The organism is Achromobacter kerstersii (assembly GCF_902859595.1).
Classification (GTDB): domain Bacteria; phylum Pseudomonadota; class Gammaproteobacteria; order Burkholderiales; family Burkholderiaceae_B; genus Achromobacter; species Achromobacter kerstersii.
Map to the genome: position 1 here is coordinate 255,054 of NZ_CADIJQ010000010.1, position 14,557 is coordinate 269,610.

15 protein-coding genes and 2 tRNA genes are annotated in these 14,557 nt (G+C 64.8%); 7 read left to right on the top strand and 10 right to left on the bottom strand.

Translation table 11 applies throughout. The features are described 5' to 3' along the window. The first annotated feature begins 3 nt into the window (after window positions 1-3). Window positions 4-912 (top strand): GntR family transcriptional regulator, encoded by a 909-nt coding sequence (locus tag HV765_RS25355; RefSeq protein WP_054426553.1) that lies wholly within the window; start codon window positions 4-6, stop codon window positions 910-912. Between the two features lie 10 nt (window positions 913-922). Here the strand turns inward: HV765_RS25355 and HV765_RS25360 are convergent, their stop codons facing one another. Genes HV765_RS25360 through HV765_RS25380 form a run of 5 tightly spaced genes read right to left on the bottom strand, consistent with a single transcriptional unit; the run spans window position 923 to window position 5,968 of the window. Next, window positions 923-2,479 (bottom strand): class I adenylate-forming enzyme family protein, encoded by a 1,557-nt coding sequence (locus tag HV765_RS25360; RefSeq protein WP_175171389.1) that lies wholly within the window; start codon window positions 2,477-2,479, stop codon window positions 923-925. 9 nt (window positions 2,480-2,488) lie between these two features. Beyond that, window positions 2,489-3,223, bottom strand: coding sequence for a CoA-transferase subunit beta (locus HV765_RS25365; RefSeq protein WP_175171390.1), 735 nt, complete (start codon window positions 3,221-3,223; stop codon window positions 2,489-2,491). Continuing rightward, window positions 3,216-4,049, bottom strand: a complete 834-nt coding sequence (locus tag HV765_RS25370; RefSeq protein WP_054426556.1) for a CoA transferase subunit A — start codon at window positions 4,047-4,049, stop codon at window positions 3,216-3,218. Before HV765_RS25370 ends, HV765_RS25365 begins: the two co-directional genes overlap by 8 nt. Window positions 4,050-4,079: 30 nt before the next feature. Then, entirely contained in the window at window positions 4,080-4,802 is a 723-nt protein-coding gene (locus HV765_RS25375; protein WP_054426557.1) for an enoyl-CoA hydratase/isomerase family protein, read from the bottom strand. Beyond that, complete coding sequence (locus HV765_RS25380) at window positions 4,799-5,968, bottom strand: CaiB/BaiF CoA transferase family protein (RefSeq protein ID WP_054426558.1); 1,170 nt, start codon at window positions 5,966-5,968, stop codon at window positions 4,799-4,801. Before HV765_RS25380 ends, HV765_RS25375 begins: the two co-directional genes overlap by 4 nt. 312 nt (window positions 5,969-6,280) lie before the next feature. On the opposite strand from HV765_RS25380, the gene HV765_RS25385 reads away from it, so the two are divergent. Next, window positions 6,281-7,246, top strand: a complete 966-nt coding sequence (locus HV765_RS25385; protein WP_054426559.1) for a Bug family tripartite tricarboxylate transporter substrate binding protein — start codon at window positions 6,281-6,283, stop codon at window positions 7,244-7,246. Between the two features lie 8 nt (window positions 7,247-7,254). Beyond that, complete coding sequence (locus HV765_RS25390; protein WP_254600724.1) at window positions 7,255-8,883, top strand: FAD/NAD(P)-binding protein; 1,629 nt, start codon at window positions 7,255-7,257, stop codon at window positions 8,881-8,883. Here the strand turns inward: HV765_RS25390 and HV765_RS25395 are convergent. Beyond that, window positions 8,792-9,556 carry an IclR family transcriptional regulator gene (locus tag HV765_RS25395; RefSeq protein WP_082387195.1) on the bottom strand — a complete coding sequence of 255 codons (765 nt, stop codon included), beginning with the start codon at window positions 9,554-9,556 and terminating at the stop codon, window positions 8,792-8,794. The genes HV765_RS25390 and HV765_RS25395 overlap by 92 nt on opposite strands. A gap of 79 nt (window positions 9,557-9,635) precedes the next feature. Continuing rightward, on the bottom strand, window positions 9,636-10,262 hold the full coding sequence (locus HV765_RS25400; protein WP_175171392.1) for a cysteine dioxygenase family protein: 627 nt from the start codon (window positions 10,260-10,262) through the stop codon (window positions 9,636-9,638). A gap of 189 nt (window positions 10,263-10,451) precedes the next feature. Between HV765_RS25400 and HV765_RS25405 the strand changes: the two genes are divergently transcribed. From HV765_RS25405 to HV765_RS25415, 3 genes are all read left to right on the top strand, one after another. Then, window positions 10,452-11,231, top strand: coding sequence for an SIR2 family NAD-dependent protein deacylase (locus HV765_RS25405; RefSeq protein ID WP_175171393.1), 780 nt, complete (start codon window positions 10,452-10,454; stop codon window positions 11,229-11,231). A gap of 109 nt (window positions 11,232-11,340) precedes the next feature. Then, window positions 11,341-11,937 (top strand): helix-turn-helix domain-containing protein, encoded by a 597-nt coding sequence (locus tag HV765_RS25410; RefSeq protein WP_175171394.1) that lies wholly within the window; start codon window positions 11,341-11,343, stop codon window positions 11,935-11,937. Between the two features lie 96 nt (window positions 11,938-12,033). Next, window positions 12,034-12,282, top strand: a complete 249-nt coding sequence (locus HV765_RS25415) for a hypothetical protein (RefSeq protein ID WP_175171395.1) — start codon at window positions 12,034-12,036, stop codon at window positions 12,280-12,282. A 12-nt stretch (window positions 12,283-12,294) separates the two neighbouring features. Here the strand turns inward: HV765_RS25415 and HV765_RS25420 are convergent, their stop codons facing one another. Beyond that, window positions 12,295-13,179, bottom strand: coding sequence for a LysR family transcriptional regulator (locus tag HV765_RS25420; protein WP_054426565.1), 885 nt, complete (start codon window positions 13,177-13,179; stop codon window positions 12,295-12,297). 136 nt (window positions 13,180-13,315) lie between these two features. Here HV765_RS25420 and HV765_RS25425 point away from each other — a divergent pair, with 136 nt between their 5' ends. Next, window positions 13,316-13,912 (top strand): short chain dehydrogenase, encoded by a 597-nt coding sequence (locus HV765_RS25425; protein WP_054426566.1) that lies wholly within the window; start codon window positions 13,316-13,318, stop codon window positions 13,910-13,912. Between the two features lie 176 nt (window positions 13,913-14,088). On the opposite strand, the gene HV765_RS25430 is transcribed toward HV765_RS25425, so the two are convergent. Beyond that, a tRNA-Arg gene (locus tag HV765_RS25430) sits at window positions 14,089-14,165 on the bottom strand. 282 nt (window positions 14,166-14,447) lie between these two features. Continuing rightward, window positions 14,448-14,524 (bottom strand) — tRNA-Arg (locus HV765_RS25435). Between the last annotated feature and the right edge of the window lie 33 nt (window positions 14,525-14,557).

Consider the following 14,557-nt stretch of genomic DNA (forward strand, 5'->3'; position numbering starts at 1 on the left):
TCCATGGCGCCCGCCACGCACGACGCATTGCCCGTTCTTGATCGCTCCGGCGATATCCCGCTGCACGCGCAGGTGGCCACCCTGCTGCGCGGCGTCATCCGAACGAACAAGCTCGCGGCGGGCGCCGTGCTGCCCAGCGAAGCCGCACTGTGCGAACGCTTTGGCGTGGCGCGCAGCGTGGTGCGCCAGGCCCTGGCGGCGCTGGCCGCCGAAGGCCTGATCCAGCGCGAAACCGGCCGCCCCGCCACCGTGGCGGCGCCGCAAGAGCACCGCCGTCTGGTGCAGCGGTCTACCGGCCTGTACGAACAATTCGCCCAATCGGGCGTGGCCCTGCAAACCCGCGTGCTGGCCTTTGCACGCGCCGAGCCGCCTGCAGACGTGGCGGCATTCTTCGGCACGAATAAGTTATTGATGCTGGAACGGCTGCGCCATGTGGCCGATGCGCCCTTGGCCTACGTGCGCACCTGGCTGCCCGCTGATGCGGTGCCCGGCCTGCGCGCCGATGACCTGGCGGATGCGTCGCTGCATGGTGTGCTGACCCGCCGTTTTGGTCTGCGCCCTGGGGCGGGCCGCAATCAGATTCGCGCCGTGGCCGCTGACGCCACGCTGGCGGAATTGCTGGACACCCAAACCGGCACGCCCTTACTGATGCTGCAAGGCCAGGGCATGGACCAGCACGACCGGCCGCTGGAATGGTTCACAACCTGGCACCGCGCCGAACAGCTGGTGTTCGATGTGGACGTCAGCATGGGACACGAAAGCGTGCATCCGCGTTTGCAGGATGCGCCTGCCGCCACTTCGGAAACATCCGCCGTGGCGGCACCGGATGCCGACGCAGACCCGTTGGCCCGCGCCGAAGCGCTGGTGGCGGAGCTGTCAGCCGAACTGGCCCGACTGCGGCGCGCCTCCTGATTCGCTTTGCTCAAGCGCTGGCCGCCGCCTTCACCTGCTGCGCCAGCGCCTTGCGATCCACCTTGCCCACGGCATTCTCCGGCAAGCGTTCAACCCACAGCACATCGCGCGGCACATAGATGCGGCCTAGTCCGGCCAGCACACTGGCCTGGATCTGCGCGCCTTCATCATCCCGGCCCGCAGCGCTCACCCTCGCGCCTTCTGATGCCTCCCCCTTGCGCTGCACGAAGATCACCGGCACTTCGCCCAAGTCTTCGTCGGGCGCGCCCACCACACAGCATGCAGCGACAAAGGGCAACCCGGTGACCACGCCTTCGATCAGCGCGGGCGACAGGTTTTCGCCGCCCCGGATGATCACGTCCTTGATGCGGCCGGTGATGCTCAGGTATCCGTCATCGTCAAAGCGCCCAAGGTCGCCCGTGCGCAGCAATTGCAGCGCGCCATCCTCACCGTTGTCTACGCCCAGATAGCCCAGCATCAGGCTGTCGCCCGCGATGCAGATTTCGCCTTCGCCACCGCGCGCGGCTTCGGTGCCATCGGGCAGGCGCAGCGTGACGCTTTGCCCCGCCAGCACCGTCCCCACCGTCCCGACACGGCGCGCCGCAGGCGGGTTCATGGTTGACGTGCATGTCGCTTCCGACAAGCCGTAGGACACCACCAGCGGGCAACCCAGAAAGGCTTCGATGCGCCGATGCAGCGCCTCGGTGATGGGCGCAGACCCGCAGCGGGCAAAGCGCAGGCCCGACAAGCTTTGCGCATCGAACGCCAATTCCAGCATGCGCGCATACATGGTCGGCACGCCGGTGATGATGGTGGGCGCAAACGCGCGCAGCAGCCCTGGCATGTCGTCGGCGCGAAAGCGCCCCGCCAACGCCACGCTTGCGCCCGCCAGCAGCGGCGCGAAAATTTGATTGTTCAGCGCATTGGTGTGATGCAGCGGCATCACGTGCAGCAAGCGGTCAGCAGGCGTCAGGGCCGTATGCGCCAGCACGCCGCGCGCATTGTTCGCCAGGCCCCGATGGCTCAGCAACACGCCCTTGGGGTTGCCCGTGCTGCCGGAGGTAAACAGCAGCAGACCCGGGGCGTCAGGGGCCAGTTCCACATCCAAACCCGCACCCGACTCCCACCCCATCCCCGCTTCGCCATCCACGCGCGCCTGCGCCACCCGTGCCGCATCTAGCAGCCTGGACTGCGCCATTCCGCTCGCCTGCGCCGTGGCCGTGTTGGCGTCGTCGTGCACCATCCACGTGAGCCCCACCGCCGTCACCCGGCGCGCGGTTTCTTCAACCGATAGCCGGGGCTCCAACGGGCAGGGGCACGCCCCCGCCACCATCACGCCCAGAATCGTCAGCACCTGATCGAGCGACCGCTCCATCGCAATCGCCACGTAGCTGCCGGGCGCAACGCCCGCGGCGCGCAAGCCCGCGGCGATTTGCCCGACCCGGCGGTGCAAGCCGGCATACGTCAGCGTCTCGTCCGCCGTCACGATGGCGGGGCGCGCCGCCCATTCGGACTGACGCCATGCGCGCGAAAACGCCGCCACTAGCGTGGCATCGGCAATCGTCATGGCGGTCTCCTAGCGCAGCGCGACAGCGGCGTCGCGTTCGAACTGCCCGTCCGCGTCCAGCTCGCGCAACGCGCGGGCTTCGGCAGCGGTGGGCGGTTCCGATGGCGCGGCGCCCGTGGCGTCGAACTCAAAGCCCGTGCGCTCGCGCACTTCCGACAGGCTGGACTCCGGATGCCACGATTGCAGCGCCAAGCGCCCGTCGCGCTTCACGAACACGGCGATCGGCGTCACCACCCCATGGAACCCGCCCCACGACGTCATAAAGTCCAGCTTCGGCACGAAGGTGCGGCGCGAATGTTCCGTGCGCCACGTGCAGGCGCGACGGGCGGTGGGCAGCATCACCGCGCCGCCACCGCCGCCCGGCAAGCGCACCTTGGGTGCATGCCAGTCGCCAATGCAGGAGTTGTTCGCGCAGCCCGCGCCGTCGATCTGCGCCGCGCCCAGAAAGGTCAGGTCCATGCGGCCGCGCGTGCACAGGTCGTAGAAGTCTTCGTTGGAAAAGATCGACGCCGTGTGCTCGGCCAGCACCGGATCAGAGCTTGAAATGGGAATGTGCGAAGGGCGCGGGTTCACGCCGCCCGCCACGTTGATGTAGACGAAGTCCCAGTCGTAGGCGCGCTTGGCCAGCAGGCACGCCAACATCGGCATGGTGGAATTCACGCCGCTGAAGGTGATTTCATCCGGGCGGATGAAGCGCGCCAGGTTCGTGACGATGTACGAAAAAGCCGACCATTGCTCAGCCATGATTGCCCCCTTGCGCTTCCGGTGCGGCCGCCAGATGCGCCGCCAGATCGCTGTTCTTGTCCATGTAGGATTCCACCGCCGGATAGTCGATGGCGTAGTCGGGCCAGCACGAACCCGGCCACGCACTGCCCGGCGCCACCGCGTAGGCCTGCACCATGAAGTACGGCACCAGCGTGGACTCCGGTTGCGCTTCGAACACGGCGCTGTCCACCACCTTCTCGGCCACCACCAGCACGCTGCCCGCCGCGCGCGACATGATGCGGTCCCAATGCGCCGTGCCGTGCACGCGCACATTGCCCAGCGCATCCACTTCGGACGCCTGGATCACGGCGAAGTCCGGGCGGATGGCCGGCACCACATACGTCTTTTGTCCGCTGCCATAGGGGTCGTCCAGGCACGCCCAGCCATTCAATTCCGGCAAGCCGCTGCCGTGCAGGCCGCCGCAAGGCTGAAACGGCACGCCGAAGGCCGCCGCCCGCAGCCCCGCCGTCAGGCTGGCGCAGGCGTGTTCTTCCAGTTCGATTTCATGCCGTTCCACGGCGCGCCGATACCACGGCGCCAAACCGAAGTTGCCTTCCATGGCGACGATGCCTGCGCGCACGCGGCGCAACACGCCCGCGCGGCAAAGGATGTCTACGTCGTAACCCGGCGACTGCTTGATCAATTCCAGATCGCGCTTGCCCTGGCGAATCAGTTCACGCACGAACGCGAACGGCCCGCGATGCAGAAAGCTGCCGCCCAGCGCAATCGAGGCGCCGTTGGGCACCAACGCCGCCAGTTCCGCCACCGAGCACTGCTTGTTCTTTTGATTGAAACCCGAAGCCATTGTCTTCCTCCCTGCTGTTTGTTCTTGGCGTTAGCGCGCTTGCAGATAGGCGGCCACGCGGTCTTTCAAACCGGGCGCGGCAGCGGACCGCACCAGCCGCGCCAGATCGGCGTCCGGCGATTCCTGCGACAGCGCGGCATACAACTGCGCACGGCTAGCGTCCGTCAACGCGGCTGCGGTGTCGGCCGCCTGCTGCTCGATCTCCGCCCATTCCTGCGCCACGGCCAGCCGCGTGGCGAAGCCGTCGCGCAAAGCTTCTTCCGCGCTAAAGGTCGCCGCTTGCTCCAGCACCGCGCGCGCGCGCTCGGCGCCCACCAGCGCGGCAAAGCGGCGCGTGCCCAGCACCAATCCGAACTTCAGGCCCGGCATGCGGAACGTAGCGTCCGGTGCGCTGACGCGCCATTTGCAGGCGCCAAACAGATCCACGCCTGCGCCAAAATTACGGCCATGCGCCAGCGCCACCGTCAGGCAGGGTGAGCCCGCCAGACGTTGCAGCAAGGTTTCGATGCGCACGAAGCGCAGCAACAGATCGCCTTCGCTTTGCGTTTGCCAATCGCCAAAATCAAACCCCGCGCTGAAGTTCTTGCCTTCACCCTTCAGCACGATCAGCTTGGCGCCTTGCGCTTCGGCATCGTCCAGCGCCGAGATCAGCGCTTCCACCAAATCGGCAGACAGCGCGTTCATTTTTTCAGCGCGCGTCAGGGTCAGCACATGGCGCGCGTCTTGCTTGTCGATACGCAGAACGGCGCTCATGCCTGGCCTCCCTGCTTGGCGGCGCGCAATGCGCCCAGCACTTCGTCGTTGTGCTCGCCCAGCGCAGGCGGACGCAGCCGCAGCGCCGTCGTCTGGCCGTCAAAGCGCACGGGCAGGCCGAAGGTGCGGGTCTGCACGCCGTTGGGCAATTCCACCGGCTGCACCCAGCCCATGTGTTCGACTTGCGGGTCGGCCAGCACTTCGGAATACGTGTTGATGGGCGCGCACGGCACGCCTGCCGCGCGAAAGCGCGACAACCAGGTCTGGGCATCATCGCCGGCGAAGATCGTTTCCAGAATTTCCCGCAGCGCCGTCTGGTTGCGCGCGCGTGCGCTGGTGTCGGTAAAGCGCGGGTCAGCCAGCAGGTCTTCACGGCCCACCGTGACGCACACGGCCTTCCACAAGGCCTGATTGCCCGCGGCCATGCCGAAGTAACCGCCCTGGCAGCGAAACGCCTGATACGGCGCATTGCGCGGATGCGCGGAACCCAGCTTGACGGGGTCTTTGCCGCTGCCGAAGAACTCTGACGTTTGCAACGCGGCGATGCCCAGCGTGGCGCCCAACATCGGCACGTCGATATGCGTGCCCTGCCCGCTGGCCTGCGCCGCGCGCAAGGCCGAGGCAATGGCGAACGCGCCATACAGGCCCGCTGAAAAATCCGCCACCGGCACGCCGCATTTAACGGGTTCACCGCCGGCTTCGCCCGTCACGCTCATGATGCCGCTCATGGCCTGGATGGTCAGGTCGAAACCGCCTTCCTGCGAGCGCGGGCCGGATTGGCCGTACGCCGAGATCGAGCAGTACACGAGCTTGGGATTGGCTTCGCGCAATTGCGCATAGCCCAGGCCCAGACGGTCCATCACGCCGGGGCGGTTGTTTTCGATCAGCACGTCCACGGTTTGCGCCAGCTCGCGCGCCAGCGCCAGGTCGGCCGGGTCTTTCAGGTTCAGCGTCACCGACTTCTTGTTGCGGTTCAGCGACGCGAAGTTCTCGCTATAGCCATCGGAAATGGGCGGCCAGCTACGCAGCGTGTCGCCGCCTTCCGGGTTTTCAACCTTGATCACGTCGGCGCCCATATCCGCCAACAACATGCCGCAAAACGGTCCCGCCGCGACATTGCAAATTTCCAGCACGGTGATGCCGGTAAGTGCCGAACTGGGTGTCATGTCTGACCTCTCGTTATGAAAATTCAATATTTGGGATGCGAAAAATATTATAAGAGCGCGGCTTTCTGGATGGCATCATGCCCGGCGAGCGGTGGGCCGCCGTGGCGTTTACCGCGTGAATCCTAGTGCAATCCCTAGGTGCCGCGCTTAATTGTTGACCAGCATATCACCGTGTGGAATTCTAGGTAAACCATTTATTGGAATTCGAGTCCTATATTTTAGGATTTATAAAAACGGACCGCAGCCAAGCAAACGCCCGCCAACGCGGCGCCGGCTCGCGCATGACGGCCCGATCACACCAAGGAGACTTTCATGAAGCAGACGTGGCGCATTGCCCTCGCGGGCGCCGTCCTGGCGTTGGCCGCCGGACCCGTATCGGCGCAAGCCTGGCCCGCCAAACCCGTACGCATGGTGGTGCCGTTCCCGCCGGGCGGGGCCACGGATGCCGCGGCCCGCATCTACGCGCAACACCTGGGCGACTTCCTGGGCCAAGGCGTTGTCGTTGAAAACAAGGCGGGCGCGGGCGGTGAGATCGGCGCTGAATACGTGGCCAAGTCTGCGCCCGACGGCTACACGCTGCTGATGGGCGCGGTGGGCAGCCATGCCATCCACGCCGCCATGCCAGACAAGCCCGGCTATGACTTCGCCACCGCGTTCGTGGGCGTGTCCATGGCCACCAGCATGCCCATGGCCGTGGCCGTCAACAGCAAGGTGCCGGCCAACAACGTGCAGGAACTGATTGCGCTGGCCAAGAGCAAACCCGGCACGATCACGTTCGGGTCTGCCGGCCCCGGCACCTCGCAGCACATGGCGGGCGAGCTGTTCCAGGTGGTGACGGGCACCAAGCTCATGCACGTGCCGTATCGCGGCAGCGGCCCCGCCATCACCGATTTGCTGGGCGGCCAGATCGACATGGTGATCGAGACCCTGCCCGCGCTGCTGCCGCAAGTGGCCAGCGGCAAGATCCGGCTGCTGGGCGTCACCACCGCCACCCGCGCCACGGCGCTGCCTGATCTGCCCACGCTGATGGAGCAAGGCGTGAAAGACTATTCCGTCGCCACCGCCTACGCGCTGCTGGCGCCGGCCGGCACGCCGCCCGCGGTGGTCGACAAGCTGTCGGCCGGCATGCAGAAGGCCGCCGCGATGGCGTCGGTGCAACAGGCCGCGCTAAAGCTGGGCGCGGACGCCGTGGCCACCTCCCCCGCTGACACCAGCCGCGTGCTGAAGCAGGAAGTGGCGCGCTGGGGCGATGTGGTGCGGATGTCGGCGGCGAAATGACGACCGGCATGATGCAACACGCAGACCTAGCCATCGTGGGCGGCGGCTCCGTGGCCGTCAGCTTTCTGTACCAGTTTCTGCTGTCGACGGAATCGGCGGACGCGCGCCGTCCGCTGACGATCGCGCTGTTCGAACCGCAAGCCGAGCCTGGCCCGGGCGGCGCGTATCAGGACGACTTGCCCAGCAATCTGCTCAACATCCCGGCCGGCAATATGTCGGCGCGGGCAGACCAGCGGATGGACTTCGTCGAGTGGCTGCGCGGGCAGGATGCCGAGTGGCTGCGTGGCTATGGCGTTCAAGCCATTGCGCCGTCGGACTTTCTGCCGCGCCCCCTGTTCGGCGCGTACTTGCGCGATGTGTACGCGCGCTGCCAGACGCTGGCGCGGGCGCTGGGCGTGTCGCTTGCGCATGTGCCACAGCGGGTGCAACGCGTGTCGCCCTTGCCTGATGGCGGGATGCGTATCGAGCCGGATCAAGGCGCGCCTTGGCAGGCCCGCTACGCGGTGCTGTGCAATGGCAACCTGCCCTCGCAAGCGTTTCCCCACTTGCAGGATGCGCCGGGGTATTTCAACAGCCCCTATCCCGTCGCGGAATTGGCGCGCGGCATCCAGCCGGATGCCTCCGTGTGCATCGTTGGCACCAGCCTTAGCGCGGTGGACGCTATCGCGGCGTTGACGCGCTCGGGCCATCGCGGCCCGATCCTGTGCGTGTCGCGCAATGGGCGGCTGCCGTCGGTGCGCAGTCCGCACAATCAGCCGCCGGCCGCACTGCGCCACTTAAGCCGCGACGGCGCACGGCAACTGGCGGCAGACCATGGTGGCGCACTATCAGTAGAAGTGATTCTGCGCGCGTTGCAAGATGAAGTGCGCGCCATGAACGGCGCGCTGGATGCGGACGACGTGTTGGGCTTGGCCGCTGATGCGCACACCGCGCTGGACGACGAGATACGCCGATCATCAGGCGCCGCGCGCCCCTGGCAAGCCGTGGCGGCCGCCACCAACGCGGCGGTGGATCAGATCTGGCATCTGATGCCGGACGCCGAGCGTCATCTGTTCCATTCGCGTTTTCGGTCATTGTGGATGGCGCGGCGCGCTACCTTCCCGATGCGCAACGCGCTCACCCTGCAAGCCTTGTTCAAGAGCGGCCAGCTGCAAGTGCGTGCAGGCTATCGGGATACGCGTTACGACCCGGCCGACGGCCAGTTCCATACGCGGCTGCGTGAGGAGCAAGCAGACACCACCACGCGCAGCCCTTATCTGATCAACGCCACCAGCTTCTCGGTGGATGCCGCGCGCACCGGCGACCCACTGATCTCAGCCTTGCTGCGCGAGGGCCACGCATGCGCCGACCCATTCGGCGGCATGGCATTGGACTACGACACGGGTTGCGTGAAAACGGCGCATGGCGCCGTGCTGCGTCAGCTATCGGTGCTGGGCAGCCTGGCGGGCGGCACGTACTTCTGGACCACGTCCATGGATGTGAACGCGCGGCTGGCGCAAGATCAGGCGCAGCGCATCGCTGCCGCACTGACGCAGCCCGTGCCGCTTATTGATCCAGATAGCCGCGCCGATATCCCATCCCCTGAGAGATGGACTGCGCACAGGCCGACACATCCGGCGCCAGCTGCTTCATCCTAGCGGCGCTCAGGCGGTCAAGCGGGCCAGAAATGCCCACGGCCGCCACGGGCTGGTCCAGGCTGTTGAACAGCGTCACGGCCAGCCCGCCCACGCCCTCGCGCCATTCGCCGCGATTCACGGCGTAACCGGCGCGGGCAATCTTGCGCAGTTCATCTTTCAGCAAGGGCATGGAAACGATCGTGGACGGCGTGTGGCGCACCAGCTGCTCGGCGTAACGCTCCACATAGCCTTCAGGCTGATAGGCCAGCAGCGCCTTGCCGGTGGCCACCGCATACGCCGGCGCGCGCCCGCCCACCATCGAGTACGCTCGGATGGGCTGCGGGCTGTCGATCTTGTCCACGTAGACCACATCAAACCCATCCAGCACCGACAAGTGCACGGTCTCGCCCGTTTGATCGGCCAGCGTGCGCATGAAGGGCGCGGCCAGCTTGCGCACGTCCAGCTGCGCCAACTGGCGGGCCGCCAATTCAAACAGGCGCACCGCACCGCGATAGCCGCCGCCGTCGTCGTCTTTGATGACGTAGCCCGCGTGGATCAGCGTCTGCAACGTGCGATGCGTGTTGCTGCGCGTGAGCCCGACCCGGGCGGCCAGCGCGTCGATGGTGCGCGGCGGATTGTCCACATCGGTCACCGCCTCCAAAACCATCAATCCCTTGAGCAGCGTCTTGTCCATCTTGATTTTCCTAATATTTAGGACGGGAACATAGCACGAGACGCGCCCGGGCGGACAGCGCTTTCGGGCGCCGCGGCGCTCAGGCCTTCAAGCCGGGAATGGTGGCGCGCACGGCGGCCGAACGATCCCACAGGTTCGGCAGGCTGGGCGACGAATAGCCCGACACAAACGGTTTGGGCTGGCCGGTTTCCGGGTCATACACATGGCGCGACACCGCGCCGATGTTGCCGCCATACAGATGCACACTGATCGACACGCGGTCGGCAAAGGCATTGGAAACGCGGTGGATGTCACCCTCTTGCGGCGACAAGCGCTCGACGTCACCGGGCTGCAAGGTGGTGGGCTCGCCCGCCGCCGTCAACCGGCCATCCGCATGGCGCACGTAGCGCTGATTGATTTCGGCGCCACGCAACATACCCACGTAGCCCCAGACCTCGTGGTCATGCACCGGCGTGAATTGGCCCGGCCCCCACACGAAGCTCACCAGCGAAAAGCGCTCCAGCGGATCGCAATGCAGCAGGTATTGCTGGTAGTACTGCGGATGCGGTGCGGTACAGGCGTCGGGCAGCCAGTCGTCGTGGCGCACCAGATCGGCAAACGCGGCTTGCAGCGCGGGCGTCTGCGCCAAGGCGTCCGGCGTCGCCAAGCGGGTCGCCGTCGCGATGAAGCAGCGAAGCCGGTCCAGGCCGGTAACGGAATCGGGCATTGCGGGTCTCCAGATCGATGGGAATATCCCAGATGAGAAAAGCAGTATCCACCATTCGGGACGCCCGCGCACGGGTGAGCCTGACGCGAGTGTGGTGATCACGCCGATACCAGCGCACGCCACGTCACGCCAGGCTTGACAGGCCGGCGCCCCAGCGCGCAGCGTATCGGACTGTCTTGAAGGTTGGAAATGAAAAACCCGCATCACGATATTCCGCCCGCGTTGGCGGACGCATTACGCGGCGCGCAGCGCGTCGTGATCTTCACTGGCGCCGGCGTCTCCGCCGAAAGCGGCATCGCCACGTTTCGCGATGCGCTGACGGGTTTGTGGTCGCGCTTTGACGCGCAAGCCTTGGCCACCCCCGAGGCGTTTCGCGCGCAGCCCGACGTGGTCTGGGGCTGGTATGAATGGCGGCGTGCGCAAGTGCTGCGCGCCGCGCCGAACGCCGCGCACCATGCCATCGCGGCATTGGCGCAGCATGTGCCCGAACTGATCGTCGTCACACAAAACGTGGATGACTTGCACGAACGCGCAGGCAGCAAGCATGTGGTGCATCTGCATGGCAGCCTGCACGCGCCGCGCTGTTCCGTATGCGCCGCGCCCTATGTCTTTGGCGATGAGATCCCAGTCGAACCCGACGAAGGACGGCGCATCACGCCGCCCGCTTGCACCGCATGCGGCGCGCCGGTGCGCCCCGGCGTCGTGTGGTTTGGCGAAAGCCTGCCGGGCGACGCCTGGAGCACCGCGTTGCGCGCGGCGGAACAATGCGATGTGCTGTTTGCCATCGGCACATCAGCGCTGGTCTATCCCGCCGCGGAATTGCCGCAACGCGCCTTGGCCGCAGGCGCCACAGTCGTGCAGGTGAACCCCGGCGTGACACCGCTGGACCCGCACGCGCATTGCAATCTGCATGGGCTGGCCGCCGACGTGATGCCGCGTGTGCTGGCCGCCGCAAGTGAACATTTGTGAACATCTGCCCATCTGATCTGCGGTAGAAAGAAGCCAGCTGCACCACTCGAGGGGAAACCCCAAATCTCACCGCTTGGCCACCGCGATACAGTGGCGAGTGGTTTTGGCTGTGGAGAGCATCATTCCGTTTTCCTGGAGACTTCCCGACATCTTCGTGCGTTCATCAGACGGTGCCTTGCATCGTGTGGTGCGCCACGCCACGACCACCGAAACCATTGCCAAACTTGAGAGCATTCCCAGCAATTACCACCTGGATTGCGAGTGCAAGCTGGACAACGGTGAAACGCTTTCCTGGATCGGAAATAACCAGTATCGTCAGACTAATGGCGGCGCAATTTATACCGCCGAAACCGACGTCACGACGCCTCGTGGCGATGCCCGCAAAGGCAACGCCAAGCGGAATGCGCCGGAGGCATACCGGGCGGCCCCGCACCAGAAACTGAATGCGGGGCACAGTCCGCTACCACTAGCTGTCATCAATCTAAAAACCGGCAACGATTGGAGTTTGATACGCGCCTGGCGCGAGCACCTCAATATCACCACTGCGGATATGGCGGCTCGTCTGGGAGTAGATCACTCCATCTACATTGAATTGGAACGGCCACGTCCAAGGCCTCGGCAAGTCGTCCTGGACCGCGTGTCGGAGGCGTTAGGCGTGTCACCAGACCAACTCGATGATTCATTGTTAGGAGGGCGGCTTCAATAGCGCCACAGCGGGGGCATCCGCCTTTCCGCTACGCACGTTGAAACGTCCACGTGACTTTGGTGCCGCAAAAAAGACGGCCCGCAGGAGGTACTGAGTATGCTCGGCACCGCAAGACGCTTGACCGATGTGCTTGTCACATCGCCTGATGGCACCCTGTATCGCATCGAACGCTTCGTTGCGGATCTTGATGCGTATTCCGCGCTGGGCACGTCCCGGTTCGACCCCAAGATGCATTGCATCTGCCGCACGAGCTCAGGTGAAAAAGTCACCTGGCTTGGCGGCCAGGCGTATCAGATGCTGAAGAACGGCATCGCGCTGACGGCGGTAGACCGGCGACGGCGCTGAACGCCCCCTTCCCTATCGCGTAAACCGATCCACCAGAAAGTCCACGAAGGTCGTGAGCTTCGGCAGCGCCTGCCTGTCCTTTGGATACAGCAGAGAGATCGGCCGCGCCACGGGCCAGTACGGCTGCAAGATCGGTACGAGCCTGCCTGCGCGCACATCGTCACCCAGCAGCAGCTCGGGTTGCAGCACGACGCCAAAGCCCGCCAGCGCGGCTTGTCGCAAGGCCTGGCCATTGTTCGACACGAAGCGGCCGGTGGGGTAACCCGCCCGGCTGCCATCGTTGCTGGCCAGTTGCCAGCCCGTGCGGCGGCTCCAGTAGGAAAAATCCAGGCATTGATGACGCATCAGATCATCAGGCGAGGCCGGTGTGCCGTAGCGTTCCAGATACGCGGGCGCGGCGCAGATGATCATCTGGTAGCGCCCGATCGTGCGCGCGACCAGCCCCGAGTCGGCCGGCTCGCCAATACGCACGGCAAGGTCGTAACGCGCGGCGACGATGTCCTCGACCATATCGCTCAGCACCAGTTCAACGCTGACATCGGGATAGACGGACAGGTAATCGGTAATGGCGGGCGTGAGCGAGAACGATCCGAAGGTGACCGTTGACGTGATGCGCAGATGCCCGCGCGGCGTCAGCCGCAAGGCCTCGGCGCCCTGCTCGGCCTCACGGATATCCGACAAGATGGTTTTGCAGCGCGCGAAATACGCCTGCCCCGCTTCGGTCAGACTTTGCCGGCGCGTCGTGCGGTTCATCAGCCGCAGGCCCAGCCGCGCTTCAAGGCCCTTGATGTGCTTGGCCGCCATCGCGGCAGACATCTGATGGCGCGCGGCGGCCGCCGTCAGGCTGCCCAATTCCACAACCGCCACAAAGACTTCCATGCTGAGCAAGCGGTCCATGAATTACGCACCCTGAGTGTGAAGTGTTTCCACCATTCCCGGATTTTTCCATGGAAATCGAACGGCGAGAATGCTTGCATGCCCTGGCGCTTGGCCGGGGCGCCCTTTTACAAACCAGCAAGCTCGGGAGCACTCCATGAAAATCATCCTTATCGGCGCCACCGGCACCATCGGCCGCGCAGTGGCGGAAGCGCTGGGCCAACGCCACGACATCATCTCCGTCGGCAAAACCCATGGCCAATATCAAGTCGACGTGACGCGCAGCGACAGCATCCGCGCCTTGTTTGAACAGGTCGGCAAGGTGGACGCCATCGTCTCCACCACCGGCGCGCTGCACTTCGGCCCGCTGTCGGAGATGACGGCCGAACAATTCAAGATCGGCTTGCACAACAAGCTGCTGGGCCAAGTGGACCTGGCGCTGATCGGCCAGCACTATGTGAACGCAGGCGGCTCCATCACGCTGACCAGCGGCATCGTCAGCGACGAACCCATCCGCCACGGCGCCAACGCATCAGCCGTGAACTCCGCCATCGACGGCTTCGTGCGCGGCGCAGCAGTTGAACTGCAAGGCATCCGCATCAACTCGGTCAGCCCGACCGTGTTGCAAGAATCGATGGGCAGCTACGGCCCCTTCTTCCCAGGCTTCGAAGCCGCCCCCGCCAGCCGCGTCGCTCTGGCGTATTGCCGCAGCGTGGAAGGCGTGCAAACGGGACGGGTGATCCGGGTTTGGTGATCGGGGTTTGGTGATGGGGTTTAGTGATCGTTTTTGGTGATCGGGCTCAGTGACTCCGATCCTGCGATCAGACAAAACAAAAGCGGCTTGATGGATAACCATCAAGCCGCTTTTTTGTCTTGCTTTGCCTTTCGGCTGAACCGCGATATCAACATCATCGCGAGTTCTGAATAAGGTGGCGCGCCCGGCAGGATTCGAACCTACGACCCCCTGGTTCGTAGCCAGGTACTCTATCCAGCTGAGCTACGGGCGCTCCGAAAGAGGCGTGTTTATAACATGAAAAAAACACATCACGCAAATCGCTTGGGGAAATTCGCGAAGTGCTGTGCGAATTTTCTGCTTAAACGCTTTGCTTGAGCCCTTTGCTTCGGTCCTTTGCTTAAGCTCTCTGCGTAACTTTCATGCGAAGTATCTTCGCCGCCTGTTGCAGCTTCTGCATCGACATGCATTGGCTGTCACTAAACAAAAAGGCCTTCGATTCAAGATCAAAGGCCTTTCCATTTTTACTGCTGTTGTCTTGCGACATTCTTTGCTTTGGCGCGCCCGGCAGGATTCGAACCTACGACCCCCTGGTTCGTAGCCAGGTACTCTATCCAGCTGAGCTACGGGCGCATCAAAAAGCAAGCCTTGAATAATAGCGTTGTT

What these genes read in the sequence shown, in the direction of transcription:
- HV765_RS25355 (WP_054426553.1), top strand. Translation starts at nt 4, where the DNA reads ATGGCGCCCGCCACGCACGACGCATTGCCCGTTCTTGATCGCTCCGGC.
- HV765_RS25360 (WP_175171389.1), bottom strand. Translation starts at nt 2,479, where the DNA reads ATGACGATTGCCGATGCCACGCTAGTGGCGGCGTTTTCGCGCGCATGG.
- HV765_RS25365 (WP_175171390.1), bottom strand. Translation starts at nt 3,223, where the DNA reads ATGGCTGAGCAATGGTCGGCTTTTTCGTACATCGTCACGAACCTGGCG.
- HV765_RS25370 (WP_054426556.1), bottom strand. Translation starts at nt 4,049, where the DNA reads ATGGCTTCGGGTTTCAATCAAAAGAACAAGCAGTGCTCGGTGGCGGAA.
- HV765_RS25375 (WP_054426557.1), bottom strand. Translation starts at nt 4,802, where the DNA reads ATGAGCGCCGTTCTGCGTATCGACAAGCAAGACGCGCGCCATGTGCTG.
- HV765_RS25380 (WP_054426558.1), bottom strand. Translation starts at nt 5,968, where the DNA reads ATGACACCCAGTTCGGCACTTACCGGCATCACCGTGCTGGAAATTTGC.
- HV765_RS25385 (WP_054426559.1), top strand. Translation starts at nt 6,281, where the DNA reads ATGAAGCAGACGTGGCGCATTGCCCTCGCGGGCGCCGTCCTGGCGTTG.
- HV765_RS25390 (WP_254600724.1), top strand. Translation starts at nt 7,255, where the DNA reads ATGATGCAACACGCAGACCTAGCCATCGTGGGCGGCGGCTCCGTGGCC.
- HV765_RS25395 (WP_082387195.1), bottom strand. Translation starts at nt 9,556, where the DNA reads ATGGACAAGACGCTGCTCAAGGGATTGATGGTTTTGGAGGCGGTGACC.
- HV765_RS25400 (WP_175171392.1), bottom strand. Translation starts at nt 10,262, where the DNA reads ATGCCCGATTCCGTTACCGGCCTGGACCGGCTTCGCTGCTTCATCGCG.
- HV765_RS25405 (WP_175171393.1), top strand. Translation starts at nt 10,452, where the DNA reads ATGAAAAACCCGCATCACGATATTCCGCCCGCGTTGGCGGACGCATTA.
- HV765_RS25415 (WP_175171395.1), top strand. Translation starts at nt 12,034, where the DNA reads ATGCTCGGCACCGCAAGACGCTTGACCGATGTGCTTGTCACATCGCCT.
- HV765_RS25420 (WP_054426565.1), bottom strand. Translation starts at nt 13,179, where the DNA reads ATGGACCGCTTGCTCAGCATGGAAGTCTTTGTGGCGGTTGTGGAATTG.
- HV765_RS25425 (WP_054426566.1), top strand. Translation starts at nt 13,316, where the DNA reads ATGAAAATCATCCTTATCGGCGCCACCGGCACCATCGGCCGCGCAGTG.